The organism is Planococcus wigleyi (genome assembly GCF_014836985.1).
Taxonomy (GTDB): Bacteria; Bacillota; Bacilli; order Bacillales_A; family Planococcaceae; genus Planococcus; species Planococcus notacanthi.
In genome coordinates this window covers 329,891-352,571 of record NZ_JACSPU010000004.1, presented here as the reverse complement: position 1 = coordinate 352,571, position 22,681 = coordinate 329,891, and the positions used below count along the sequence as shown (strand labels likewise).

Annotated in this window: 28 protein-coding genes and 1 pseudogene; 26 read left to right on the top strand and 3 right to left on the bottom strand. The window is 45.5% G+C overall.

The annotated features are described in order from the left end of the window. Positions 1-58 precede the first annotated feature (58 nt). The 9 genes and pseudogenes from H9630_RS13170 to mtnN all read left to right on the top strand — a co-directional run bounded on the left by H9630_RS13170 (position 59) and on the right by mtnN (position 5,876). Positions 59-325, top strand: coding sequence for an IreB family regulatory phosphoprotein (locus H9630_RS13170; protein ID WP_191715929.1), 267 nt, complete (start codon positions 59-61; stop codon positions 323-325). 2 nt (positions 326-327) lie between these two features. Further along, positions 328-744 (top strand): Holliday junction resolvase RuvX, encoded by a 417-nt coding sequence (gene ruvX, locus H9630_RS13165; protein WP_191715928.1) that lies wholly within the window; start codon positions 328-330, stop codon positions 742-744. Between the two features lie 13 nt (positions 745-757). After that, complete coding sequence (locus H9630_RS13160; protein WP_191715927.1) at positions 758-1,066, top strand: DUF1292 domain-containing protein; 309 nt, start codon at positions 758-760, stop codon at positions 1,064-1,066. Positions 1,067-1,191: 125 nt separating this feature from the next. Beyond that, complete coding sequence (gene mltG / locus H9630_RS13155; RefSeq protein WP_191715926.1) at positions 1,192-2,316, top strand: endolytic transglycosylase MltG; 1,125 nt, start codon at positions 1,192-1,194, stop codon at positions 2,314-2,316. Positions 2,317-2,407: 91 nt separating this feature from the next. Next, positions 2,408-3,013, top strand: a complete 606-nt coding sequence (locus tag H9630_RS13150; protein WP_191715925.1) for an O-methyltransferase — start codon at positions 2,408-2,410, stop codon at positions 3,011-3,013. Positions 3,014-3,035: 22 nt separating this feature from the next. Next, positions 3,036-3,674, top strand: a pseudogene (udk, locus tag H9630_RS13145) (uridine kinase); the annotation flags it as partial. Positions 3,675-3,754: 80 nt separating this feature from the next. Beyond that, on the top strand, positions 3,755-4,231 hold the full coding sequence (gene greA, locus H9630_RS13140) for a transcription elongation factor GreA (protein ID WP_191715923.1): 477 nt from the start codon (positions 3,755-3,757) through the stop codon (positions 4,229-4,231). Positions 4,232-4,363: 132 nt separating this feature from the next. Next, a complete protein-coding gene (locus H9630_RS13135; protein ID WP_191715922.1) occupies positions 4,364-5,092 on the top strand; it encodes a DUF1510 family protein in 729 nt (242 codons plus the stop codon). 79 nt (positions 5,093-5,171) lie between these two features. Next, positions 5,172-5,876, top strand: coding sequence for a 5'-methylthioadenosine/S-adenosylhomocysteine nucleosidase (gene mtnN / locus H9630_RS13130; protein ID WP_191715921.1), 705 nt, complete (start codon positions 5,172-5,174; stop codon positions 5,874-5,876). 57 nt (positions 5,877-5,933) lie between these two features. Here mtnN and pssA read toward each other — a convergent pair whose 3' ends face one another. Then, a complete protein-coding gene (pssA, locus tag H9630_RS13125) occupies positions 5,934-6,473 on the bottom strand; it encodes a CDP-diacylglycerol--serine O-phosphatidyltransferase (RefSeq protein WP_191715920.1) in 540 nt (179 codons plus the stop codon). Positions 6,474-6,568: 95 nt separating this feature from the next. Here pssA and H9630_RS13120 point away from each other — a divergent pair, with 95 nt between their 5' ends. The 12 genes from H9630_RS13120 (at position 6,569) to H9630_RS13065 (ending at position 15,998) form a co-directional block, all read left to right on the top strand. Continuing rightward, positions 6,569-7,342 (top strand): phosphatidylserine decarboxylase, encoded by a 774-nt coding sequence (locus tag H9630_RS13120; protein ID WP_191715919.1) that lies wholly within the window; start codon positions 6,569-6,571, stop codon positions 7,340-7,342. A 38-nt stretch (positions 7,343-7,380) separates the two neighbouring features. Beyond that, the gene (locus tag H9630_RS13115; protein ID WP_191715918.1) at positions 7,381-7,902 is read left to right on the top strand and encodes a YqeG family HAD IIIA-type phosphatase; all 522 of its coding nucleotides are present in this window, start codon (positions 7,381-7,383) and stop codon (positions 7,900-7,902) included. Further along, positions 7,899-9,002, top strand: a complete 1,104-nt coding sequence (yqeH, locus tag H9630_RS13110) for a ribosome biogenesis GTPase YqeH (protein ID WP_191715917.1) — start codon at positions 7,899-7,901, stop codon at positions 9,000-9,002. Before H9630_RS13115 ends, yqeH begins: the two co-directional genes overlap by 4 nt. An 11-nt stretch (positions 9,003-9,013) precedes the next feature. Then, positions 9,014-9,841 carry a shikimate dehydrogenase gene (gene aroE, locus H9630_RS13105; RefSeq protein ID WP_191715916.1) on the top strand — a complete coding sequence of 276 codons (828 nt, stop codon included), beginning with the start codon at positions 9,014-9,016 and terminating at the stop codon, positions 9,839-9,841. Then, positions 9,828-10,127, top strand: a complete 300-nt coding sequence (gene yhbY, locus H9630_RS13100; RefSeq protein WP_191715915.1) for a ribosome assembly RNA-binding protein YhbY — start codon at positions 9,828-9,830, stop codon at positions 10,125-10,127. Before aroE ends, yhbY begins: the two co-directional genes overlap by 14 nt. Further along, a complete protein-coding gene (locus H9630_RS13095; protein WP_191715914.1) occupies positions 10,124-10,711 on the top strand; it encodes a nicotinate-nucleotide adenylyltransferase in 588 nt (195 codons plus the stop codon). The genes yhbY and H9630_RS13095 overlap by 4 nt, the downstream gene beginning before the upstream one ends. After that, a complete protein-coding gene (gene yqeK / locus H9630_RS13090; protein WP_191715913.1) occupies positions 10,680-11,255 on the top strand; it encodes a bis(5'-nucleosyl)-tetraphosphatase (symmetrical) YqeK in 576 nt (191 codons plus the stop codon). The genes H9630_RS13095 and yqeK overlap by 32 nt, the downstream gene beginning before the upstream one ends. Beyond that, on the top strand, positions 11,252-11,590 hold the full coding sequence (rsfS, locus tag H9630_RS13085) for a ribosome silencing factor (RefSeq protein WP_142827773.1): 339 nt from the start codon (positions 11,252-11,254) through the stop codon (positions 11,588-11,590). Before yqeK ends, rsfS begins: the two co-directional genes overlap by 4 nt. Further along, positions 11,587-12,309 (top strand): class I SAM-dependent DNA methyltransferase, encoded by a 723-nt coding sequence (locus H9630_RS13080; RefSeq protein WP_191715912.1) that lies wholly within the window; start codon positions 11,587-11,589, stop codon positions 12,307-12,309. Before rsfS ends, H9630_RS13080 begins: the two co-directional genes overlap by 4 nt. A gap of 177 nt (positions 12,310-12,486) precedes the next feature. After that, entirely contained in the window at positions 12,487-13,071 is a 585-nt protein-coding gene (locus H9630_RS13075) for a helix-hairpin-helix domain-containing protein (protein WP_225218542.1), read from the top strand. 81 nt (positions 13,072-13,152) lie between these two features. Beyond that, positions 13,153-13,725, top strand: a complete 573-nt coding sequence (locus H9630_RS13070; protein ID WP_191715911.1) for a ComE operon protein 2 — start codon at positions 13,153-13,155, stop codon at positions 13,723-13,725. Positions 13,726-13,853: 128 nt separating this feature from the next. Then, positions 13,854-15,998 (top strand): DNA internalization-related competence protein ComEC/Rec2, encoded by a 2,145-nt coding sequence (locus H9630_RS13065; RefSeq protein ID WP_225218541.1) that lies wholly within the window; start codon positions 13,854-13,856, stop codon positions 15,996-15,998. A 63-nt stretch (positions 15,999-16,061) separates the two neighbouring features. Here H9630_RS13065 and H9630_RS13060 read toward each other — a convergent pair whose 3' ends face one another. Next, on the bottom strand, positions 16,062-16,196 hold the full coding sequence (locus H9630_RS13060; RefSeq protein ID WP_008431587.1) for a YqzM family protein: 135 nt from the start codon (positions 16,194-16,196) through the stop codon (positions 16,062-16,064). A gap of 156 nt (positions 16,197-16,352) precedes the next feature. Here H9630_RS13060 and holA point away from each other — a divergent pair, with 156 nt between their 5' ends. Next, on the top strand, positions 16,353-17,381 hold the full coding sequence (holA, locus tag H9630_RS13055) for a DNA polymerase III subunit delta (protein ID WP_191715910.1): 1,029 nt from the start codon (positions 16,353-16,355) through the stop codon (positions 17,379-17,381). Between the two features lie 53 nt (positions 17,382-17,434). Here the strand turns inward: holA and rpsT are convergent, their stop codons facing one another. After that, entirely contained in the window at positions 17,435-17,683 is a 249-nt protein-coding gene (gene rpsT / locus H9630_RS13050) for a 30S ribosomal protein S20 (RefSeq protein WP_191715909.1), read from the bottom strand. A 215-nt stretch (positions 17,684-17,898) separates the two neighbouring features. On the opposite strand from rpsT, the gene lepA reads away from it, so the two are divergent. The 4 genes from lepA to grpE all read left to right on the top strand — a co-directional run bounded on the left by lepA (position 17,899) and on the right by grpE (position 22,676). Further along, positions 17,899-19,728 carry a translation elongation factor 4 gene (lepA, locus tag H9630_RS13045; protein WP_191715908.1) on the top strand — a complete coding sequence of 610 codons (1,830 nt, stop codon included), beginning with the start codon at positions 17,899-17,901 and terminating at the stop codon, positions 19,726-19,728. A 60-nt stretch (positions 19,729-19,788) separates the two neighbouring features. Beyond that, positions 19,789-20,928: a radical SAM family heme chaperone HemW gene (gene hemW, locus H9630_RS13040; protein ID WP_191715907.1), complete on the top strand. Its 1,140-nt coding sequence runs from the start codon at positions 19,789-19,791 to the stop codon at positions 20,926-20,928. Positions 20,929-21,018: 90 nt separating this feature from the next. Beyond that, positions 21,019-22,053: a heat-inducible transcriptional repressor HrcA gene (hrcA, locus tag H9630_RS13035; protein ID WP_191715906.1), complete on the top strand. Its 1,035-nt coding sequence runs from the start codon at positions 21,019-21,021 to the stop codon at positions 22,051-22,053. Positions 22,054-22,070: 17 nt separating this feature from the next. After that, on the top strand, positions 22,071-22,676 hold the full coding sequence (gene grpE, locus H9630_RS13030; protein WP_225218540.1) for a nucleotide exchange factor GrpE: 606 nt from the start codon (positions 22,071-22,073) through the stop codon (positions 22,674-22,676). Positions 22,677-22,681 lie beyond the last annotated feature (5 nt).

Genomic DNA, 22,681 nt, shown 5'->3' with positions numbered 1-22,681 from the left:
GAAATCAGACAGCAGGAGTAAGTATTCCTATTCAAAATCCGAAAGCGAGGTGCTTGTCGTGAGTTCATTTGATCGAACTATGAAATTCGATTCTTCTGATGAGTCGATGGAGCAAGATGTGAAGCAAGTGATGCTTCAAGTCCATGCTGCACTTGAAGAAAAAGGCTATAACCCGATCAATCAGATTGTCGGATATTTATTATCAGGTGATCCGGCTTATATTCCTCGCCATCAGGATGCGCGAAATATGATTCGCAAACTGGAACGGGATGAAATTCTGGAAGAGCTTGTAAAGTTCTATATTAAAAAGAATAACGGGGAATAATCATGCGTATAATGGGACTTGATGTCGGATCGAAGACAGTCGGCGTCGCAATCAGCGACCCGATGGGCTGGACAGCTCAAGGAATCGAAACCGTCAAAATAAATGAAGCGATCGAAGAATTCGGAATGGCCCGCCTTGGCGAGCTGATCAAGCAATATGAAGTGACCGAAGCGGTCGTCGGCTACCCGAAAAACATGAATAACTCTATCGGGCCGCGCGCTGAAGCTTCCGAAAGATTTGCAGCTTTGCTGAAAGAAGCGTATAGTATACCGGTGGTCCTATGGGATGAACGGCTTACGACGTCGGCAGCAGAAAAGATGTTGATCTCCGCGGACGTCAGCCGCAAAAATCGCAAAAAAGTGATCGACAAGATGGCGGCAGTCATGATTTTGCAAGGCTATCTTGATTTTAAAAAATGATGAGGTGACACAAATGGAACACGGACAAGAGCACATTACAGTCGTGGACGAAAACGGCAACGAACAATTATTTGAAGTATTGTTCACATTTGAATCAGAAGACTTCGGAAAATCATATGTTTTGTATTTCCCGGTAGGCGCTGAAGAAGATGAAGAAGGCGAAATTGAAATTCATGCATCTTCCTTCACGGAAAACCCTGAATCAGACGAAACTGTTGGCGGCGGAGAACTTCGCCCGGTTGAAACTGATGAAGAGTGGGACATGATCGAAGAGATGTTGAATACGTTCCTTGACGAAGAAGAAGAAAACGAAGAACTATAAAAATGGAAGGGACGGAATTGTTTGCTGATTCCGTCTTTTTCTTTTGTGCACTTTTCTTGTATACTGATAGAAGTTGAGACAATTAAATCAACTTTTGCAGAAGAGAAAAGCTGGGGGGGGAACCCGTGGAGAAACCGTCAAAAAAAGAGATCATGTTTGAACGCATGAAAGAAAAAAAGAAGGAAGTGAGAGTCGTCCGACGCATCGTCTTAATAGTCGCGCTGATCCTATTGGTCATCATCGGAATCGCAGGCTTTCAAACCTACAATTACATCACGAACGGCCTGGAACCGGTTAATCCGGATTCTGAAGAAGTGGTTACTGTCGAAGTTCCAATCGGTTCGAGTCTAGACAGTATTGCAGCATTGCTTGAAGAAAACGGCATTATCGAAGATGCCCGCATCTACAAATATTACGTTAAATTCAACAATGAATCCGAATTTCAGGCAGGGACATACGACTTGTTGCCATCCATGACATTGGATGAAATTACGGAAAGCCTGAAAAGCGGAAAAGTCTACCGCGAGCCGTTATTCACCATCAATGTTCCGGAAGGTTTGACTGTAGAAGAAATTGCTGAAAATGTCATCGCGAAGAAAACATCGTTTACGGCAGAAGAGTTCTTGGAGAAAATTCAGGATCCTGCTTACATCGAAGAACTGATGGTCAAATACCCCGATCTGCTGACGGATGAGATTTTGAATGAAGACATCCGCTATGCGTTGGAAGGTTATTTGTTCCCAGCAACTTATCCGATCTACGATGAAGACCCATCGCTGACGCTGATTATTGAGCAAATGCTCGATACGACACAAGCAAATGTCATGCAATACCAAAGCGTTTTGGAAGAACAAGGCGAGACCCCACATTGGCTTCTGACATTCGCTTCCCTACTGGAAGAAGAGGCAACGGCTCAATCAGACCGACAGACCATCGCCAGCGTATTCTATAACCGACTGAACGATGACATGCCATTGCAGACGGATCCAACGGTCATTTATGCGATGGGCGAACACAAGGATCGTCTCTTCAATACAGATTATGAGTTTGAACATCCATTCAGTACTTACAAGAATAAAGGGCTGCCGCCTGGACCGATTGCAAATGCTGGAGGTTCTTCGATTGAAGCGGTGTTGGATCCCGCTGAAACCGAATATTTCTATTTCTTGGCTGATTCTACAGGTACGAATCATTTTGCCAAGACCTATGAAGAACATTTGGCCAACCGGGATGAACATATCGGTAAGTAAAGCCATCGAGAAGGAAGCGCCCTCGCTTTCCTTCTCTTTTTATGGTAAGATTTGAAGTAATTTTTGCTTAGCCGAAAAGGAGCTTTCCAGTATGGTGAACAATCAATTATCAACGACGCTTAAAGCGGTTCAAGCTTATGCAGCGGCACATCATGTGCCGATTATGGAAGATCAGGGAATCCGGGAACTGGTGGATTTACTGAAAGCACAACAACCCGAACGGATTTTGGAAATCGGTTCAGCCATTGGATTTTCAGCAATTAAAATGGCTGAGGCACTGCCGGAATGTACAGTGGATACGGTTGAACGGGATGCTTCCCGCTATGAAAAAGCGGTTGAATTTATTGCGCAATCAGGTTTCGGGGAAAAGATCCGCATTTATCATGCAGATGCATTGGAACTTGCCTTATCGGAACTGAAACCACAGTATGACGCTATTTTTATCGATGCCGCCAAAGGCCAGTATGAACGCTTTTTCGACAAGTACGAAAGCTTATTGGCAACAGGCGGAATTATATATTGCGATAACATGGCGATGCATGGACTCTCTGACATTCCACTGTCCGAAGTTCCCAGAAGAAAACGTACAATGATCCGTAATCTTGCAGCATTTAAAGAACATATGCTCCATCACCCTGCTTATGACACGCAATTATTGTCAGTGGGCGATGGCATTATGATTTGCAAAAAGAAATGAACACACTAAAAACGAGGTTTGCAAGGAGCTAAACAACATGTCTAAGAATCGGCCGGTCGTTATTGGGATCGCAGGGGGTTCGGGCTCGGGGAAAACGAGTGTCACGAACTCCATTTATGAAGTATTTAAAGAAAACTCAGTGGTGGTAATCGAACAGGACTATTATTACAAAGACCAAAGCCATTTGGCCTTCGAAGAACGCCTGGAAACAAACTATGATCATCCATTGGCATTTGATACAGATCTGCTGATTGAACACATCAATGATTTGCTGGAACGCAGACCAATCGAAAAGCCGGTCTATAATTACGCTTTGCACACCCGTGCAGAAGAAACGGTGCTAATTGACCCGAAAGATGTTATCATACTGGAAGGCATTTTAGTGCTTGAAGATTCACGCCTGCGCGATTTGATGGACATCAAGCTGTTTGTCGACACGGATGGCGATTTGCGGATCATTCGCCGTTTGTTGCGCGATATCAATGAACGCGGCCGTACCATCGATTCCGTCATCGAGCAATATTTGACGGTTGTCCGCCCAATGCACAACCAATTTATCGAGCCGACAAAACGCTATGCAGATGTAATTATTCCAGAAGGCGGGCAAAACGAAGTGGCGATTGATTTAATGGTCACAAAAATCAAAACTATTCTTGAATAGATTGTTAAACTATAATATGATGAGACCAGACTGACGGTTGCACCTATGCATCCAGGTCAGCAGTTGAAGGAGTGGAAAGAATGGCTAACGAAAAACAATTTCCAATGACAGCTGCAGGAAAGCAGAAGTTGGAAGACGAACTGGATTTCTTAAAAACGGTAAAAAGAAAAGAAGTAGTGGAACGGATTAAAGTAGCCCGCAGTTTCGGAGATTTGTCCGAGAACTCAGAGTATGATTCTGCGAAAGAAGATCAGGCTTTTGTAGAAGGTCGTATTTCGACGCTTGAATCGATGGTCCGTAACGCCGTTATCATAAATGAAAACGAATCAAATAAGGATATCGTTCGCTTGGGGACGACTGTGACATTTATAGAAGTTCCAGATGGCGATAAAGAATCCTATACAATCGTCGGATCAGCAGAAGCGGATCCTTTAGAAGGCCGCATTTCAAATGATTCTCCTATTGCGAAAAGCATGATCGGCCGCACAATTGGTGAAAATGTGAAAGTATTGACGCCTGGCGGAGAAATGGAAATCAAAATCCTTTCTATCACGTGATGGAAGCGGCCATTCTGCATACAGGATGGCCGTTTTTCATTAACTTTACTCGATATGAAACGAAATTATCGTTGAAACGTCAAATTTGTCATGAAGATTATATGTTAAACTTACAAGAAAGGGGGACATCCAATGACGAACGAAGAAAAACCGTATCCCTCTCGTTTGAAGAAAAAGAAAGAAAAAAATCGGTCAAATTCCATTTTGAACATCATGATCGGTCTGGTATTTGCATTGATTCTCATTATTGGAGTTTCTATGCTATTTAGCGGAGGGGACGATCAGGCGAACGAGTCTGAAGAAGTGGCAATCTCAACTGGTACCGAAGAACAAACGAGTGGCTCTGATGACGGTGAAAGCGCAAGTGCCGGTGACGAGGATGAAGACGCTGAAGCAAAAGCTGAAGAAGAAGCAGCCAAGAAAGCTGAAGAAGCAAAAGCTAAAGAAGAAGCAGCCAAGAAAGCTAAAGAAGAAAAAGAAAAAGAAGAAGAAGGATCTGTCACAAAAGGCGGAACCATCACACGTGAAGATTCGAGCGATCCGATTGTAGACGAAACAGTGATCAATACAAGCTGGGAGCCGGTTGGCACCAAGCAAAAAGGAGACCATGTTTCCGTTTACCAGAAGGATTCTGTTGACTGGAATGAAAAAGTCAAAGCTGTTTCCTATGCAACTGGTCTTGACTCAAACAATATGTACGTCATGATGATCAAAAATGGCGGAGGCCCTCAGAAATCGATTGCGACTGTACAGTCTAAAGACGAATCTGAGAAATACCGTGTCCATTTGGAATGGGTGGATGGCGAAGGCTGGAAACCGGTGAAGATGGATGTATTGAAAACGCTGCAAGGCGCCTATTGATAAAGGCGTCTTTTTCTTTGCTAGTATGAGTAATTGAAACAGGTTAATATAAATCGACGCTGGAATGAGGAATGCAAAAATGAAAATCGGTGTGATTGGTGCGATGGAAGAAGAAGTTCAATTATTGAGAAGCCGACTGGAAAGTCCGCAGACTGAAGAAATCGCTAAATGTGAATTCACTTTAGGTACATACGCAGGCCAGGAGATCGTGTTGTTGAAAAGCGGCATCGGCAAGGTGAATGCTGCAATGTCTACAACGATTCTCCTTCAGCAATACCAGCCGGATATCGTCATCAATATCGGCTCTGCAGGAGGTTTTGATGAAGAACTCGAAGTTGGGGCAGTCGTCATATCGGATGAAGTTCGCCATCACGACGTGGATGTTACAGTCTTCGGCTATGAAATGGGACAAGTCCCTCAATTGCCGGCTGCATTCACTTCGAACGAAGAATTGATTGAACTGGCAATTAAAGCAGTCAAGGAAATGGGACAGCATGATTATGCAGTCGGATTGATCGCAACTGGCGATTCGTTCATGAACGATCCTGAACGTGTTGCCAAAGTGCGTGAATATTTCCCGACGATGAAAGCAGCTGAAATGGAAGCGGCTGCGGTTGCACAGGTCTGCTATCAATTCGATGTTGCCTTTGTGGTAATCCGTGCTTTATCAGACATTGCCGGAAAGGAATCATCGGTATCTTTCGATGAGTTCCTGCCAGTGGCAGCTAAACATTCAACGGAAATCGTCTTTAATGTCATCAGCCAATTGGCAGCACGCATTTAAGCTTCCCGAAAGACAACAAAAAAGCTGAGGACGTTTTCTCAACGTCGCTCAGCTTTTTTAAACTTTTCTCAAGGTGAATGTGCTGACCATCAGCAATGAACAAAGGATGAACAGGAACATAAAGACGACCGGTGAAAAAGCTGGCACCCCAAAGTATGAAAGGGTGATGACTGTACCTGCTGCAGTAATCGGCAAACCGGTAAAATAACCTGTCGCATCTGAAATGTTGAAGCGTGCCAGACGGAAAGCGCCGCACGAAATGTAGATAACAGTAAAAACCATTCCGACAAAACCGAAATCTGATAAAACGAGCTGGTACATTAAAATTGCGGGTGCAACACCAAAGGATAATATGTCACTCATTGAATCGAGCTGTTTGCCTAAATCGGATTCCTGATTGAACTTTCTTGCCACCATACCGTCAAAGCGGTCCAAAAAAGCCGCGATAAATATAAATAGCACACTATAGCTATATGATCCATTTAAAGTGGCCATAAGAGAGGCACCACCAAACATCATATTACCGATTGTAATAATGTTCGCTGTCTGTGACCTCAACTTTTTTATGGTGTGATCCATTCTTTCTGTAATTAACAATGGAAAACACTCCTTCTTTTTTGTAAACTTGTTCACTCTATTATACTGTGAAAGGTAAAAAAATGGTAGACTATTTTAGCAACGGAGGCATCTCTATGAAAAAATATTTGTACCAGCGCTCCATCGAATTGACCAATGGAGCTTATACTTCAAATTTAATCCGCAAATTTGCCCAATCTAAAAACAGCCGCAGATTTATTCCAGGGTATATTAAAGCCTATCAGATTTTAACGGATGATGTTGAAAAACCGTTAGACTCTTTTTCGACTCTCCATGATTTCTTCGTGCGGAAATTGTCGCCGGGGAGCCGCCCAGTCGCTCCGGCACCAGTAGTTTCTCCTGTCGATGGAAAAATTGAAATTGCCGGTGACCTGCATGAAAATGTGCATTTTCTTGTAAAAGGACAGCATTACTCGTTAGCTGACCTTTTAGGGGATAAGGCTTTAGCCGATCGCTATCAGGATGGAAAATACGCAGTGCTTTATTTGTCTCCGGCCGATTACCACCGGATCCACAGCCCTGCTGACGGCAAGGTCAACAGACAGTATGTACTTGGAAAAAAATCCTACCCGGTTAATGCTGCCGGATTACAATATGGCAAAGCGCCGATCAGTGGCAATTACCGAATGGTCACTGAACTCGATACCGCTTTCGGCAATATGCTGGTAGTCAAAGTCGGCGCCATGTTCGTCAATTCCATCAAATTGACCGAGACTGGCGGCGAATGGCAAAAAGGAAACGAAGTGGGGTATTTCAGTTTTGGTTCCACAGTTGTTTTGTTTTTTGAGGCGAACTCCATTGAATTTGTTGAAGATATGTCGAATGGCAATCGGATCAAGGTGGGAGAACCGTTAGGAATTATGGTATAATCAGTAGAATTAAGTTAGGAAAACAGGAGTGGGTTGCCGTGTATCAGAATTTTGTACCAAGCCAATATGTAAAAGACGTTTTTGACATTAAGCCGGAAACATTAATTGAAAAGAATATTAAAGGAATCATTACGGATTTGGATAATACGCTGGTGGAATGGGACCGTCCGGATGCGACGCCAAAATTGATTGAATGGTTGAAATCAATGAAGGAAGCTGGTATTCAAGTCGTCATCGTTTCCAACAACAAGGAATTGCGCGTTAAATCTTTTGCGGATCCTTTAGGTATTCCGTTTATTCACCAGGCACGCAAACCGATGGGCCGCGCTTTCCGCAAGGCGCTTCGGATTATGGAAGCAAAACGCGATCAGGTAGTGGTGATCGGGGATCAGATGCTGACGGATATTTTCGGAGGCAACTTAAATAAGATGCATACGATCCTGGTGTTGCCGGTGGCGCAATCAGATGGGTTTTTCACCCGTTTTAACCGGAGAGTCGAGCGCAGAATCATGAAGAGATTGAAAGAAAAAGGACAATTGATGTGGGAGGAAGAAAATTGAGTGAAATGCCAACATGCATCGGATGCGGTGTACAGATTCAAACTGAAAACAAAGAAGAGGTAGGATATGCTCCGCCGTCTTCATTGGAAAAAGAAGAAATTATTTGCCAACGCTGTTTCCGTTTAAAGAATTACAATGAACTTCAGCCGGTATCGTTGACGGACGATGATTTCCTGCGTATTTTAAATGGATTGGGCGAACGTGATGGACTGATCGTGAAAATCGTCGATATTTTCGACTTCAACGGCAGCTGGCTTCCAGGCCTTCACCGTTTTGTGGGGAATAATGATATTTTGTTAGTTGCCAACAAAGCGGATCTTCTGCCGAAGTCGGTCAAACAACAGAAACTCGTCAATTGGATGAAGCAGGAAGCCAAAAAATTGGGCTTGCACCCAATCGATGTCTTGACGGTCAGTGCCCATAAAGGGACAGGAGTTCCGGAAGCGATGGAAGCCATTGAAAAGTACCGCAAAGGCAAAGACGTTTACGTGGTCGGCTGTACAAACGTTGGGAAATCGACGTTCATCAACCGTGTCATCAAACAGGCGACTGGCCAATCGGATGTCATCACAACGTCACATTTCCCTGGAACGACATTGGATATGATTGAAATTCCTTTGGATGACAAACGTTCATTATTTGATACTCCGGGAATCATCAACCATCACCAATTGGCTCATCATTTAAAGACAGCAGATCTAAAGCAGATCATGCCGAAAAAAGAAATCAAGCCGCGTGTGTTCCAGCTGAATGCCGAGCAGACCTTGTTTGTGGGAGGATTGGCGCGCTTTGACTTTATTCAAGGGGAGCGTTCATCGTTTACGGTCCATGTTGCCAATGACCTGCCGATACACCGTACGAAATTGGAAAATGCAGATGCCCTCTATGAGCAGCATCTGGGAGATATGCTGGCGCCGCCTTCAGCTGAGTATAAAGACGAATTCCCTGAATTGGTGCGCCATGAATTCCGTGTTAAAGATGCCAAAACAGATATCGTATTTTCCGGGCTTGGCTGGATCACGATTCAGCACGGCAACGCAGTCATTGCTGCCCATGCCCCTAAAGGTGTAGAAGTCATGTTGCGCCCATCGCTGATCTAGGAGGTTTTTGGATGAAGAAATGGTACGCGGTAATCGGTGATCCGATTGCCCACTCCCTATCCCCGTTTATGCATGAAACATGGTTTGACGAGCATGGCATCGATGCGGCCTATATTCCGATCCATGTGGAACCGGAACATTTGGAAAAATCTTTTGAAGCCATGAAAACCTTGGGTATCAGCGGTTTCAATATCACCTTGCCGCATAAGCAGTCCATTGTGCCGTTTCTCGGCAGCCTGGACGAAAGCGCCATGCAGATGAATACGGTCAATACCGTGCATTTTGATGGCAAAGAATTTGTGGGTTCAAATACCGATGGCGATGGTTTTGTCCGGTCATTGCTCGTGCATCCGGTCGATAAGACAGCGAAAGTGTTGCTGATTGGTGCCGGTGGCGCTGCAAGAGGCATCGCTTTTGCATTAAAACGTGCAGGTTTTGCCGATATTACCATCACCAACCGGACATTCCGGAGAGCCGAGGAATTGGCTGCTGAAATCGGTGCCAGCGCTGTGACTCTTTTGGAATCTGAAGAGCGGCTGGCAGAATTCTCTGTTGTCATCCAAACCACTTCAGTCGGTTTGTCGACAGGGGAAGCGTTGCCGATTTCCTTGGAACGGATCAAGGCTGGGACAGTAGCGGCGGATATCATCTACACACCTTTGGTTACCCCTTTTTTAGAAAAAGCAAAAGAAAAAAACTGCGTGACAGTAAACGGAGTCGGCATGTTCGTCTATCAAGGTGCAATTGCATTTGAGAAATGGACGGGCGTTCAGCCGAACACCGAGAAAATGATTCAATTGATCACAGAAAAACTAGGAGGCACTTATGTTAACAACTAAACAAAAAAGCTTTTTGAGAAGCGAAGCACATCATCTTGATCCGATTTTCCAGGTAGGAAAAGGCGGCGTCAATGAAGCGATGCTTGTACAAATCAAAGAAGCATTAGAAAAACGCGAATTGGTAAAAATCAGCATTCTGCAAAACAATGAAGACGGCAAAGATGAAGTGGCGAAAGCTCTTGCAAAAGGCACCAAATCGGAATTGGTCCAATTGATTGGTCATACGGTGGTCCTTTACAAGCAATCGGTCAACAACAAACGAATCGAGCTGCCGGTCAAACGATGAAAAAAGTCGGGATATTGGGCGGAACATTCAATCCACCTCATCTCGGCCATCTGATTATGGCCAGCGAAGCATACCATTCAGCGAAACTGGATGAAGTGCGCTTCATGCCGAATTTTATTGCACCTCATAAAGATGTAGCGGGAGCCAGTGCTGAGCAGCGGCTGGAAATGACACGGCTGGCGATATCCGGCCATCCGCAATTCCGGGTGGAGGAATTCGAAATCAACAGCGGCGGCGTTTCCTATTCGTTTGATACATTGACAAAGCTGACAGAAAAAGAACCGGATGCGGAATTTTACTTCATCATCGGCGGAGATATGGTGGAAGGTTTGCCTTCCTGGTATCGCATCGATGATTTGGTGAAGTTGGTTCGCTTTATCGGAGTCAAGCGCCCGGGGTATAATACAGAAACACCTTATCCGGTTATGATGATCGATTCACCTGAATTGCTGCTGTCATCGACCATGTTGAGAGAACGTGCTGCTGTTGGGCGGCCGCTGGCATTTTTGGTGCCTGACAAAGTGGAAGCATTTATTCGAGAGGAGGGGTTGTATGGAGCCAAGCCAAATATTGGAGAAAGTTAAAGAACGGCTGCCTGACAATCGTTTTACGCATGTGCTTGGGGTAGTGGATACGGCGATTGAACTGGCAAAGGAATTCAATGTTTCTGAATCCAAAGCTGAAATTGCTGCCATTCTTCACGACGTTGCGAAGTTTTCGGATCGTGACTGGATGAAATCCATCATTGTCTCTGAAGAGATGGACCCGCTCTTGCTTGAATACCATGCGGAACTTTGGCATGCACCGGTTGGCGCTTATTTGGCAACTACCGAATTCGGAGTGGAGGATGAAGATGTCCTGAATGCCATCCGTTACCATACGACGGGGCGCGAAGCGATGTCTGACTTGGAAAAAGTCGTCTATATTGCCGATTTGATCGAGCCCAACCGAAAGTTTTCCGGTGTTGAAGAATTGCGACAATTAAAAGATCGGGGATTGGATGTTATGATGGAAGCCTCGGTTAAACATTCCATCGAATTTTTAGTATCAAAAAATCAACCGGTATTTCCGGATTCACTGAAGTGCTACAACTACTTCGTGCAACAGAAAGGGAAAGTGAAAGAATGACTAAAGAAACTTTACTGCAAGTAGCTTATAATGCTGCGGAAGACAAAAAAGCGGAAGACATCGTTGTCTTGAATATGGAGGGGATTTCGCTTTTGGCTGATTTCTTCGTTATTTGTACAGGGAACTCCGATCGCCAAGTCCAATCGATTGCAAAAGAAATCATGGACAAAGCACACGAAGAAGGCCACGAAGTGAAAAGTGTTGAAGGATTCGATTCAGCACGCTGGATCCTTGTTGACCTTGGAGATGTGGTAGCCCACGTTTTCCATAAAGACGAACGCTCGTACTATAACCTTGAACGCCTGTGGAGAGAAGCTCCGCAAATGGAAATATGAAATACGGAAAATTTGCCGCAGTCTATGATGGACTGATGGAAGATATTCCTTATGAAAAGTATGTGGAGTGGGTCGCTTCCCACGTCCCGTCCGGCAAATTGCTGGACGTGGCGTGCGGAACCGGCACATTGTCACAGCTTTTTGCTGAAATGGGCTATGAAGTGACCGCAAGCGATTTGTCTGAAGACATGCTGACGGTCGCCAATCAACGGTTTCAAGAGGCAAACCAGTCTATTCCGGTGCTTCAATTGTCCATGGACAACTTGGAAGGGCTTGCCGGTTTCGATATCGTCACGATTGCAATCGATTCCTTAAATTATCTGCAGAGCGGCAAACAGGTCCGGCAGACGTTCAGGGAAGCTTATGAAGCCTTGAACTCAGGAGGCCATTTTTTCTTTGATGTGCATTCCGTTTTCAAAGTGGATACAGTTTATATGGACAGTCCGTTTGTTTATGATGCAGAGGAAATCGCTTATATTTGGCATACCGAGCCTGGAGAGGCAGAACATAGTGTGATTCATGACATGACTTTTTTTGTCCGCCAGAATGGCTTGTTTGAGCGCTTCGAAGAAACGCATGAACAGATGACTTTCCCGGTGGATGTTTACATCAAGTGGCTGGAAGAAGCCGGATTTTCCATAGAATCGATTACAGCCGATTTTTCGGATCAGGCTCCAGATGAAGAAAGTGAACGCATTTTCTTTTATGCTAAAAAATAAACAAGAATTCTACTCAGCCTCCTGCACAATGCAGGGGGCTTTTTTCTATTTCGAAAAGGATGGACAAGTGAAATGGAATTAATATATAATTCAAACAGCTTCTATTTAATTGCCTTCTGAAGAAACGAGGAATGCCAGCTGAAACTTTCCCAGCTTCAGAATAAAACCGCATGGCTGTTGATCCCCGCTGCCGCCATTGCGCTGCTGTTGATTTATTTTTTATTTCCTCAAGGAAACCCTGAAAAAACTCCTGTTCCTTCTCTAGAACTGATCAACGCTGAATCCCCTCAGCAGACAGAAACTCCTGAAAACGAAGACCCTGTAATCGAATCTACTGTAATGATTGATATGAAAGGCCAAGTGGCCAATCCCGGCGTTTATGAGCTCGCGCCAGGATCCCGTATGCAGGATGCTATAGACGCAGCTGGTGGATTTACGTCTGAAGCCGACAGCCGCGCCATCAATTTGGCATTGATTGTTGCTGATGAAACCAGTTTATACGTACCGGCGGCCGGTGAAGAAATCGTCCTGCCCGCATTGGAACAGACAGCTTCAGCGGGCGGCAGCAGCTTGATCAACATCAATCAGGCAACTGAAACCGAGTTGATGGAGTTGCCGGGCATCGGCCCTTCCAAAGCCGCTGCGATCCTTGCTTACCGGGAAGAAGCCGGCAGCTTCAAAACACCGGAAGAATTGACTGAAGTCACAGGCATCGGCGATAAAACCTTCGAACAATTAAAAGAGTTGATCACTACTAAATAGCAAGCTCGACTAGAAAAGACGGTTGACGAAACGACTGCCTCTGCTACACTTATTTTAACTACACATGCAGGAGGCAATTAAATGAAGCGAATAACTTGGGATCAATTCTTCATGGCGCAAAGCCATTTACTGGCACTTAGAAGTACTTGTACACGTCTGGCGGTTGGAGCCACCATTGTGCGCGACCGCAGAATCATGGCCGGGGGCTATAACGGATCGATTTCAGGCGGCGACCACTGCATTGATAAAGGCTGCTATGTCGTTGATGGACATTGTGTCCGGACCGTCCATGCAGAAATGAATGCATTGCTGCAATGCGCTAAATACGGTGTCAGCGTCGATGGAGCCGATATGTACGTCAGCCATTTTCCTTGTCTGCAATGTACCAAGTCGATTATTCAGTCAGGGATTTCCCGCCTGTATTACGCCACTGATTACAAGAATCATGAATACGCCATCGAACTATTGGAACAGGCTGGTGTAGAAGTGGTGCAAGTGGTATTCGATGAGCGAAAAATCGACTTTTTAAGTGTCGAAAAGTCGGCTCTGTATATGGAGCTGCTGGAAAAAATACGTGAAAAAGGCGGAAGCGAAGAAGAATTGGCCCATTACAATGAACGGGTGAACCAATTATTCGGAGAAGTCGAAGTGTAACAGCCAATCTATTTTTGTACCTGGCAACTGCTACAGCTCTTGCCACATATGCAGCGCATGAAACACCGGTTCAACTCGTGTTCATGGCGCTGCTTTTTTGTTGGATGTGTTGGAAAAGAGAAAGTCCGATGCTTATTCTGGGTATCCTTTTAGTTGCCGGCGCAATTTACTTGCTGCAGGATTTCCGGAGCCAGGACCATTTTGATTACTCGCTTCCATATTCGGGCAAGCTGACATTCCGTTCAGGGGCAGCTGTCGATGGTGACAGCCTAAGAGGCTTTGCGGTGATCGCGGATGGGACGGTCGTCTATGCCCGTTATCGAATAGCTTCGGAAGAGCAAAAAAATCAGCTGGAAGGCCTGGTGGACCGGTCGGACTTTCTGGTAAAGGGGGTATTTGAGGTTCCGTCACCGCCTTCCCATCGTTATTCGTTCAATATGGAAGAATACCTGATCCACAATGGAGCTTCCCGGTTACTGGTTGTTCAGTCGATTGAAGGCATCAGCGAAAACGATTCGTGGCTTACAGGGCTGTTGGGGAGGCGTGATGCACTCAAGCGCCATATCCGTGAACATTTTCCCGAAAGCTTGTCAGTAGAAGCGGAAGCGCTGCTGATCGGGGAGCGGGAAAACATGGACCTGGAAGATCAACGCATTTATCAAACACTCGGAATTTCTCATCTGTTTGCCATTTCGGGATTGCATGTGGGAATCGCATCAGGGATGCTGTATTTCATCCTTATCCGCCTGCATGTCCGAAAAGAGTCGGCTACAGTCATTCTGCTCATCATTCTGCCGCTTTACGCAGTCATGGCTGGTGGTGCCCCTTCAGTTTGGCGGGCTGTCAGCATGGTAACTCTTGTATTAACAGGAAAGTTGCTTGGATTCCGGTTGCCTATTGCAAATGTTATGTTAACTAGTATGATTCTTTTGCTGTTATGGAATCCGTATGTCCTCTTCAAAATTGGATTCCAACTGTCCTATGGCGCGACATTCGGTATTATATACTCGCTAAAATTGTTGAGGGGAATCCAGTCTGCTTTGAAAACGGGATTTGTCATCACCTTCATATCTCAAGTGACCTTGTATCCGTTGCTGCTGTTTCATTTTTATGAATTGTCTCTGTCTGCATTCCTGGTGAATAGCCTGTTTGTCCCGCTGTTCACCTTGCTGATTCTGCCGATGAATTTTTTGCTGTTGTTTCTGACTCTGCTGTGCCGACCGGCGGCAGATTTCCTGTTTTATTTTTACGAACCTTTGCGTGGGCTGGTTGGGCAATTAATGCTGTGGCTGGCAGATTTGCCTTATCAATTGTGGAATCCTGGAAAGCCGGGAGTTCTGGCCGTCTGCTTGCTCATTGCCAGTGTTTATGTATTTTATTGCGCGGCAGAATTGGGGTTCCGTTGGCGCCAATTGCTGATTTTGGTTATTCCGGCCCTGCTGTTCACAGCGTTGCCTTATTTGGATCCACGTTTGAAAGTGACATTTTTGGACGTTGGCCAAGGGGATAGTGCAGTAATTGAATTGCCTTACCGGGAAGCGGTCTATTTGATCGACAGCGGTGGCTTGCTGCGATTCGATACCGAAGCTTTTAAGGAGAAGAAGCGGCCTTACGAAATTGGCAGGCAGGTTGTAGCACCCTATTTAAAGGGGAGTGGAATCTCTTCACTGGATCTGTTCATCATTTCGCATCCGGATGCCGATCACGCAGAAGGAGCAGAGGAGATTTTCAAGCTGTTTCCTATTGATCAGTTGCATTTGACGCCAGGCTCAGCGACGAATGCGTTGATGGTCGAACTGGCTCCTGATGCGGCGCAGACGGAAGTGGCATTTCCGGCTAAGGGGTCAAATTGGGCCGTAGGACAAACGCACTTTGCGTACCTGTCGCCGGATGATGAGGAGTACGAAGGCAATAATGATTCCTTGGTGTTGCTGATGAAAACGGGCGATTACCGAATTTTGTTTACGGGAGACCTGGAAGCGGAAGGCGAAGCGCGTCTGCTGGAGTCTTACGCACCTGATCTTGCCGGGCTGACAGTATTGAAAGTCGGTCATCATGGCAGCAAAACATCCAGCAGCGAAGGCTTCCTGGCTGCCCTCAAGCCTGCACTGTCGATATTTTCAACGGGTGCTGATAACCGTTACGGCCATCCGAGCCTGGAAGTGGTCGAGCGCTTTAGTGAATTGGAACTCCGTACATTGAACACTGCTGAAAACGGCACCATCCGGCTGTTATATAATGATGGACAGGTGGAGTTGGAGACTATGCGTTGACTGATGTATTGAGCAACAAAAAAAGGTTCCGGATATGAAACTCCGGAACCTTTTTTGATTTAATTACCGTGCAGCGAACTGTACAAGTCCAGCGATGATAAAGATAAGGGCGAAAAATCCAAAGGATACGACAAAGCCCATTCCCGCGTCGATTGCATCGTTACGTTTGGACTGTACATTCTGTTCAAATTCATTCATTGAAATCCCTCCTAATTCCTTCTAATTATAAGCGAAGTCTGAATAAAAATCTAGATTGAAGTGGACTTTAACAAACGAATTTCTGCGCTGACACATAACTGTCAAATACCCAAATGGGCAAAAATCCGATATAGTAGAGAGAGGGAGGCTGATACGATGATTACATCCGTGTGGAAATCCATACGCAGCGGGCAAATAGACCCTGTTTATCTCATAGTGGGAACAGAAAGCTATTTCATTGAAAAAACATTGGACTTATTAAAAGATAAATTAACGGACGGCGGGGAATTGGAACTGACATTTTTTGATTTGGATGAAGTTCCTGTTGACCACGTCATCGATGAAGCGGATACCATTCCTTTCTTCAGCGACCGAAAGCTCATAATCGCTCGCAATGCTTCGTTCCTGAAGGCGGCGGAACGCGGCAAGGAAAAGATCAATCATGACTTGAAGGCTTTGGAAGCGTGGCTTGAAAATCCACCGGGCAGTTCTGTGACGATTTTTGTTGCACCTTATGAAAAGCTGGATGAGCGGAAAAAAGTCACCAAGCTGATGAAACAGCATACCGTTCTGGTGGAAGCGAAATCTTTGCAGACAAATGATCTGGAAAGCTGGCTGATGCATGAAGCGAAAAGTTTTGGAAAAGGCATCGATTTGAAAGCGGCGCAGCGACTGATGGAAATGGCAGGCACCAATCTGACTCTGCTGTCTTCGGAAATTGAGAAGATGTCGTTGTACCTTGGTGCAGCGGAAGGCGATATCACGGTAGACCTTGTAGAAAGAATGACTGCGCGGACGCTCGAACAGGATGCCTTCAAAATGCTGCAATCTTATTTGGACGGCGATGTCAGCGGCGCACTCAGTGTCTATTATGATTTGTTGAGGCAAAAAGAAGAACCTGTGGCGCTGACGGCTTTGCTGGCTTCGCAGATTCGCTTCATGATCCAAGTCTATTACTTGCAGAAAAAAGGCTATCATGCGCAGCAGATCTCCAAACAATTGAAAGCCCATCCGTACCGCGTCAAGCTGCTGGTGGAAAAGCGCCAACAGATTTCCGAGAAGCGGCTGCTTCAAGTATTGGGGGATTTGGCGGCGATCGATCTGCAGCTGAAGACAGTCAGCGGCAACCGTGAGCGCATCCTGGAATTTTTCCTGATGAAGCGCGCGTCTCAAATGAAACGTTAACATGCATAGAAAAAAAGCCGGTTCCTCTGGAGGAACCGGCTTTTTAAAAGGTTTTACGCTTTTTTCATCAAGCTCGATTTTTTACGAGCTGCAGTGTTTTTATGGATCAAGCCTTTAGAAGCCGCTTTTTCCACCTGTTTAATCGCAGCTTTTACAGAATCGCTAGCGTTATCGTCTTTGTTAGTCAAAGCTGTTTCAGCTTTCTTAATAGAAGAACGCATTGCTGATTTCACATGTGAGTTTTGAGCGTTTTTAGTTTCGTTCGTGCGCACACGTTTGATTGCAGATTTAATGTTTGGCATATCTTTCACCTCCTAGACAATATGTAAGAGGGGAAATCATCCCAACTCTTTAATGTCTCTATACAACAAGAGTTATTTTATCAAATCGACGACAGGAATGCAATAGTTACGTGCAAAGAAGTTTCACTTGACACTGAAATGATTTCTGGGGCTTTCATTGCTCAATCCGTGCTGTACTGCTATAATTCATAGTAGTTTATTTAGGAGTGAAGAGAATGAATAATGAGGAAAGATTATCCCGTCAAAGCAAAATCCGCAACTTCTCAATTATTGCGCATATTGACCACGGCAAGTCTACGCTTGCTGACCGAATTTTAGAAAAGACGGAAGCGCTGACTTCCCGTGAAATGAAAGCACAGTCACTGGATTCCATGGATCTTGAACGGGAACGTGGCATTACCATCAAATTAAATGCTGTCCAGCTGAATTATAAAGCCAAAGACGGAGAAATCTATATTATGCATTTGATCGACACACCGGGCCATGTCGACTTCACTTACGAAGTATCACGCAGCCTGGCCGCCTGTGAAGGCGCTGTACTGGTTGTCGATGCGGCTCAAGGCATAGAAGCCCAGACTTTAGCAAACGTTTACTTGGCATTAGACAATGACTTGGAAATCCTGCCAGTTATCAATAAAATCGATTTGCCTGCTGCCGATCCGGAGCGTGTTCGCCAGGAAATCGAAGATGTTATCGGATTGGATGCTTCTGAAGCTGTATTGGCTTCAGCAAAAGCGGGAATCGGCATCGAGGATATTCTTGAACAGATTGTCGAAAAAGTTCCTGCACCAACAGGCGACCCGAATGCGCCGTTAAAAGCATTGATCTTTGACTCCCTTTACGATCCATACCGTGGCGTCGTCGCTTATATCCGGATTGTGGAAGGAACTGTGAAGCCTGGAGACCGCATCCAGATGATGGCTTCCGGAAAAGAATTTGAAGTGATTGAAGCAGGGGTTTTCACTCCTCATGCAACGCTTCGTAATGAATTGACGGTTGGCGATGTCGGATTTTTGACCGCTGCCATCAAAAATGTCGGCGATTCCACCGTCGGAGATACTATTACATTGGCCGATAACCCGGCAAAAGAAGCATTGCCAGGTTATCGCCGTTTGAATCCGATGGTTTATTGCGGATTGTATCCGATCGATACATCCAAATACAACGACTTGCGTGATGCGCTGGAGAAATTGGAGTTGAACGATGCCGCTCTGCAATTTGAACCGGAATCTTCCCAGGCGCTTGGCTTTGGTTACCGTTGTGGTTTCCTCGGCTTGTTGCATATGGAAATCATTCAGGAACGCATCGAGCGTGAATTCAACATTGATTTGATCACAACAGCACCAAGTGTAATCTACGACGTACACATGACGGACGGGGAAATCCTGAAAATCGATAACCCTGCCATGATGCCGGACGCGCAGAAAATCCAAATGGTTGAAGAACCTTATGTGAAAGCGACTGTCATGGTCCCGAATGATTATGTCGGCGCAGTTATGGAAATCTGCCAGCGCAAGCGAGGCAATTTCATGACAATGGATTATGTCGACGACACACGTGTCAGCATCATCTATGAGCTGCCGCTTGCTGAAATCGTCTATGATTTCTTTGATCAGCTGAAATCGGGAACAAAAGGCTACGCTTCATTTGATTATGAATTGATCGGCTACAAAGAGTCGAAACTTGTGAAGATGGATATTCTACTGAATTCTGAACAAGTCGACGCCTTAAGCTTTATCGTCCATCGTGATTTTGCCTATGAACGCGGCAAAGTGATCGTTGATAAGTTGAGAAGCCTGATCCCGCGCCAGCAGTTCGAAGTGCCGATCCAAGCCGCCATCGGCCAGAAGATTGTTGCACGCCAGACCATCAGTGCCATGCGCAAAAACGTTCTTGCCAAGTGTTACGGCGGGGATATCTCCCGAAAACGCAAACTTTTGGACAAGCAAAAAGAAGGTAAAAAACGCATGAAGCAAGTTGGATCTGTTGAAGTTCCACAAGAAGCATTCATGGCGATCCTGAAAATGGATGACCAATCAAAATAAACGGAAGAAAGGGGGCGGGAATTTCAGCCTCCTTTTCTTATTAGAAAAGAGGAAATAAAAATGGTTAAAGGATTGTATATCCATATTCCATTCTGCCACCAGATCTGCTTTTACTGTGATTTCAATAAAGTCTTTTTCAAAGACCAGCCCGTAGATGCCTATATCGATTCTGTCGGGAAGGAGCTGGCTTTATGGAAAGAACAAGGAGCACTTGACCAGCCGCTTGAAACGATTTTTCTGGGAGGCGGCACGCCAACTTCGCTGACACCTGTTCAGCTGGAGAAGCTGTTATCCTATATCCACCGCTATGTGCCGATGGCAGACGACTTGGAATGGACTTCAGAAGCCAATCCGGATGAACTGACAGGCGACAAAATGCAGGTGTTGTTTGACGGAGGCGTCAACCGTTTGAGCATGGGCGTCCAGTCATTTGATGAAGACCTGCTGAAACGGCTTGGCCGGACACACAGCAATACCGATGTTGGGCGGGCGGTCGAATCAGCGCGCCAAGTCGGCTTCAAAAACTTGAGTTTTGATTTGATGTACGGGCTGCCGGGCCAGAGCATGCAGCAATGGGAAGATACGCTCGCACAGGCATTCGCTTTCGACTTGCCGCATTTCTCCGCCTACTCGCTGATCATTGAACCGAAGACTGTCTTCTACAACTTGATGACAAAAGGCAAGTTGAATACTGTCACAGAAGATTTGGAAGCGGATATGTACGAACGGTTGATGAATGAAATGGACGGCCGGGGACTGAAACAGTATGAAATCTCCAACTTCGCGCGCCCAGGCCATGAGTCCCGGCATAACCTCCTGTATTGGGACAATGTTGAATACATTGGTGTTGGAGCAGGCGCGCATGGTTATGTAGACGGCGTCCGTTATTCGAATGCCGGACCGTTGAAAAAATACATGGAACCGCTGGATTCAGGCCAGCGTCCGATCCTCAATACACATGAAGTGCCGGTCCATGAAAAAATGGAAGAGGAAATGTTTTTAGGGCTGCGGAAGACAAACGGTGTATCGCTGCTACATTTCCAGGATAAGTTCCAAAAACCGATACAGGATGTATACGGCAGCATATTGGAAAAGGAAATCGAAAAGAAAAATTTGGAGATCGCCGGAGACTTTGTCCGGTTGACCAGAAAAGGCCGGTTTGTCGGCAACGAAGTATTTGAACAATTTTTATTGGCATAGGGGTCTTGCGTTGACAAGGGTCGTTATATTTGTTAATTTTAATGTAGTATTAGCACTCGGGTACTTAGAGTGCTAACAGAGGTGATGATCATGTTAACAGAACGGCAACTGCTCATCTTAAAGGTGACAGTGGATGATTATATTCAATCAGCTCAGCCGGTAGGATCGAACCAACTCTCCAAGAAGCCTGGGATTTCCTATAGTTCGGCAACCATCCGCAACGAGATGGCCGAGCTTGAAAGAATGGGCTTCCTGGAAAAAACCCATACGTCTTCCGGACGCATTCCTTCCGAAAAAGGGTACCGCTATTATGTCGATCACCTGCTGACGCCAAGGCCATTGCCGCAACAGGATATCGTGCAATTGCGTTCCATCTTTGAAGAAAAATTGACAGAGACTGAAGAAATCATTAAGCGCTCGGCGATGATTCTTTCGGAGTTGACCAATTACACATCCATTCTTTTAGGGCCTGATGTGCGCATGCATATCGTTAAGAAATTGTCGATCGTGCCGTTGACGGAAAATGCTGCGGTTGCGATTATCGTAACCGATTCGGGGCATGTGGAGAATCGCGTGTTTTCCATTCCGCCTGGTCTTAACCCATCAGATATTGAGAAGATGGCCAATATCCTCAATGAACGGCTGGTTGGCGTCTCACTGAACAACCTGCATCTGCGGTTGGAACAGGAAACGCTGATGATCTTGAAACAGCATGTTGAACACTATGGCGAATTATTCCATACGTTCAGAAAAGCGGTTTTATTGCCGCATGAAGATGAAAACGTCTTTTACGGTGGGAAATTGAACATCCTCAAGCAACCTGATTTTCACGATCTCCAGAAAATCAGAAATTTGATGGATGTTATGGAAGAAGCCAAGCATATTCCGATGATCTTGCCAGTGGGAAGCCAAGGCCTCCACATCCGCATCGGCTCGGAAAATACGCTGTCGGCAATGGAAGATTGCAGTGTCATTACGGTGTCGTACGATATCGGTGAAGAACAAACAGGGTCAATTGCCATAATCGGGCCAAAACGAATGGATTACAAACGTATTGTTTCCATATTGGACCTATTAAGCGGTGATTTATCGAAAGAGTTGACCCGCATGTTTAAAGGAACGTGAACAAAGGAGGAATAGACTTGTCAAAAAAAAATGAACCATTAAAAACTGAAGAACAAGATATGGCTGAAGAAGTGGAAGAAAAAGCGAAAGCGCCTGTTGCTGAAGAGGAAACAGAATTCGCGGATACAGAAACTCCGGAAGTTGACCTTTCCGCTGAGCAGGAGGAAGAAACGGTTGACGAAGCTGAAGAGCTGCGCAAACAGTTGGAAGCAGAACAGAACAAATATTTGCGCCTGCTTGCCGATTATGATAATTTCAAACGGCGTACGCAAATAGACAAAGATTTAGCCAATAAATTCCGCTCTCAATCCCTGCTGTCAGATATCCTGCCAGTTTTGGATAATTTCGAGCGTGCATTATCGCTTCAAACCACCAGCGAAGAATCGGCTTCTGTAATGAAGGGTGTCGAAATGGTCCAAAAATCCTTGATTGAAGCTGTCAGCCGCGAAGGCTTGGAAGAAATCAAGGCGGTTGGCGAACCTTTCGACCCGAACTTCCATCAGGCAGTCATGCAGGAAAAAGATGATTCCGCTGAACCGGGAACTGTCCTGCAGGAATTGCAAAAAGGCTATATCCTAAAAGGACGGGTTCTCCGTCCGGCAATGGTAAAAGTAAACGAATAAAAAAT

Coding starts and splice junctions, on each gene's coding strand:
- hrcA (WP_191715906.1), top strand. CDS start 21,019: ATGTTAACAGAACGGCAACTGCTCATCTTAAAGGTGACAGTGGATGAT.
- yqeK (WP_191715913.1), top strand. CDS start 10,680: ATGGAGCCAAGCCAAATATTGGAGAAAGTTAAAGAACGGCTGCCTGAC.
- H9630_RS13065 (WP_225218541.1), top strand. CDS start 13,854: ATGCTTATTCTGGGTATCCTTTTAGTTGCCGGCGCAATTTACTTGCTG.
- hemW (WP_191715907.1), top strand. CDS start 19,789: ATGGTTAAAGGATTGTATATCCATATTCCATTCTGCCACCAGATCTGC.
- lepA (WP_191715908.1), top strand. CDS start 17,899: ATGAATAATGAGGAAAGATTATCCCGTCAAAGCAAAATCCGCAACTTC.
- greA (WP_191715923.1), top strand. CDS start 3,755: ATGGCTAACGAAAAACAATTTCCAATGACAGCTGCAGGAAAGCAGAAG.
- rpsT (WP_191715909.1), bottom strand. CDS start 17,683: ATGCCAAACATTAAATCTGCAATCAAACGTGTGCGCACGAACGAAACT.
- H9630_RS13160 (WP_191715927.1), top strand. CDS start 758: ATGGAACACGGACAAGAGCACATTACAGTCGTGGACGAAAACGGCAAC.
- H9630_RS13070 (WP_191715911.1), top strand. CDS start 13,153: ATGAAGCGAATAACTTGGGATCAATTCTTCATGGCGCAAAGCCATTTA.
- aroE (WP_191715916.1), top strand. CDS start 9,014: ATGAAGAAATGGTACGCGGTAATCGGTGATCCGATTGCCCACTCCCTA.
- yhbY (WP_191715915.1), top strand. CDS start 9,828: ATGTTAACAACTAAACAAAAAAGCTTTTTGAGAAGCGAAGCACATCAT.
- mtnN (WP_191715921.1), top strand. CDS start 5,172: ATGAAAATCGGTGTGATTGGTGCGATGGAAGAAGAAGTTCAATTATTG.
- ruvX (WP_191715928.1), top strand. CDS start 328: ATGCGTATAATGGGACTTGATGTCGGATCGAAGACAGTCGGCGTCGCA.
- H9630_RS13095 (WP_191715914.1), top strand. CDS start 10,124: ATGAAAAAAGTCGGGATATTGGGCGGAACATTCAATCCACCTCATCTC.
- rsfS (WP_142827773.1), top strand. CDS start 11,252: ATGACTAAAGAAACTTTACTGCAAGTAGCTTATAATGCTGCGGAAGAC.
- H9630_RS13060 (WP_008431587.1), bottom strand. CDS start 16,196: ATGAATGAATTTGAACAGAATGTACAGTCCAAACGTAACGATGCAATC.
- H9630_RS13120 (WP_191715919.1), top strand. CDS start 6,569: ATGAAAAAATATTTGTACCAGCGCTCCATCGAATTGACCAATGGAGCT.
- holA (WP_191715910.1), top strand. CDS start 16,353: ATGATTACATCCGTGTGGAAATCCATACGCAGCGGGCAAATAGACCCT.
- H9630_RS13150 (WP_191715925.1), top strand. CDS start 2,408: ATGGTGAACAATCAATTATCAACGACGCTTAAAGCGGTTCAAGCTTAT.
- H9630_RS13080 (WP_191715912.1), top strand. CDS start 11,587: ATGAAATACGGAAAATTTGCCGCAGTCTATGATGGACTGATGGAAGAT.
- H9630_RS13135 (WP_191715922.1), top strand. CDS start 4,364: ATGACGAACGAAGAAAAACCGTATCCCTCTCGTTTGAAGAAAAAGAAA.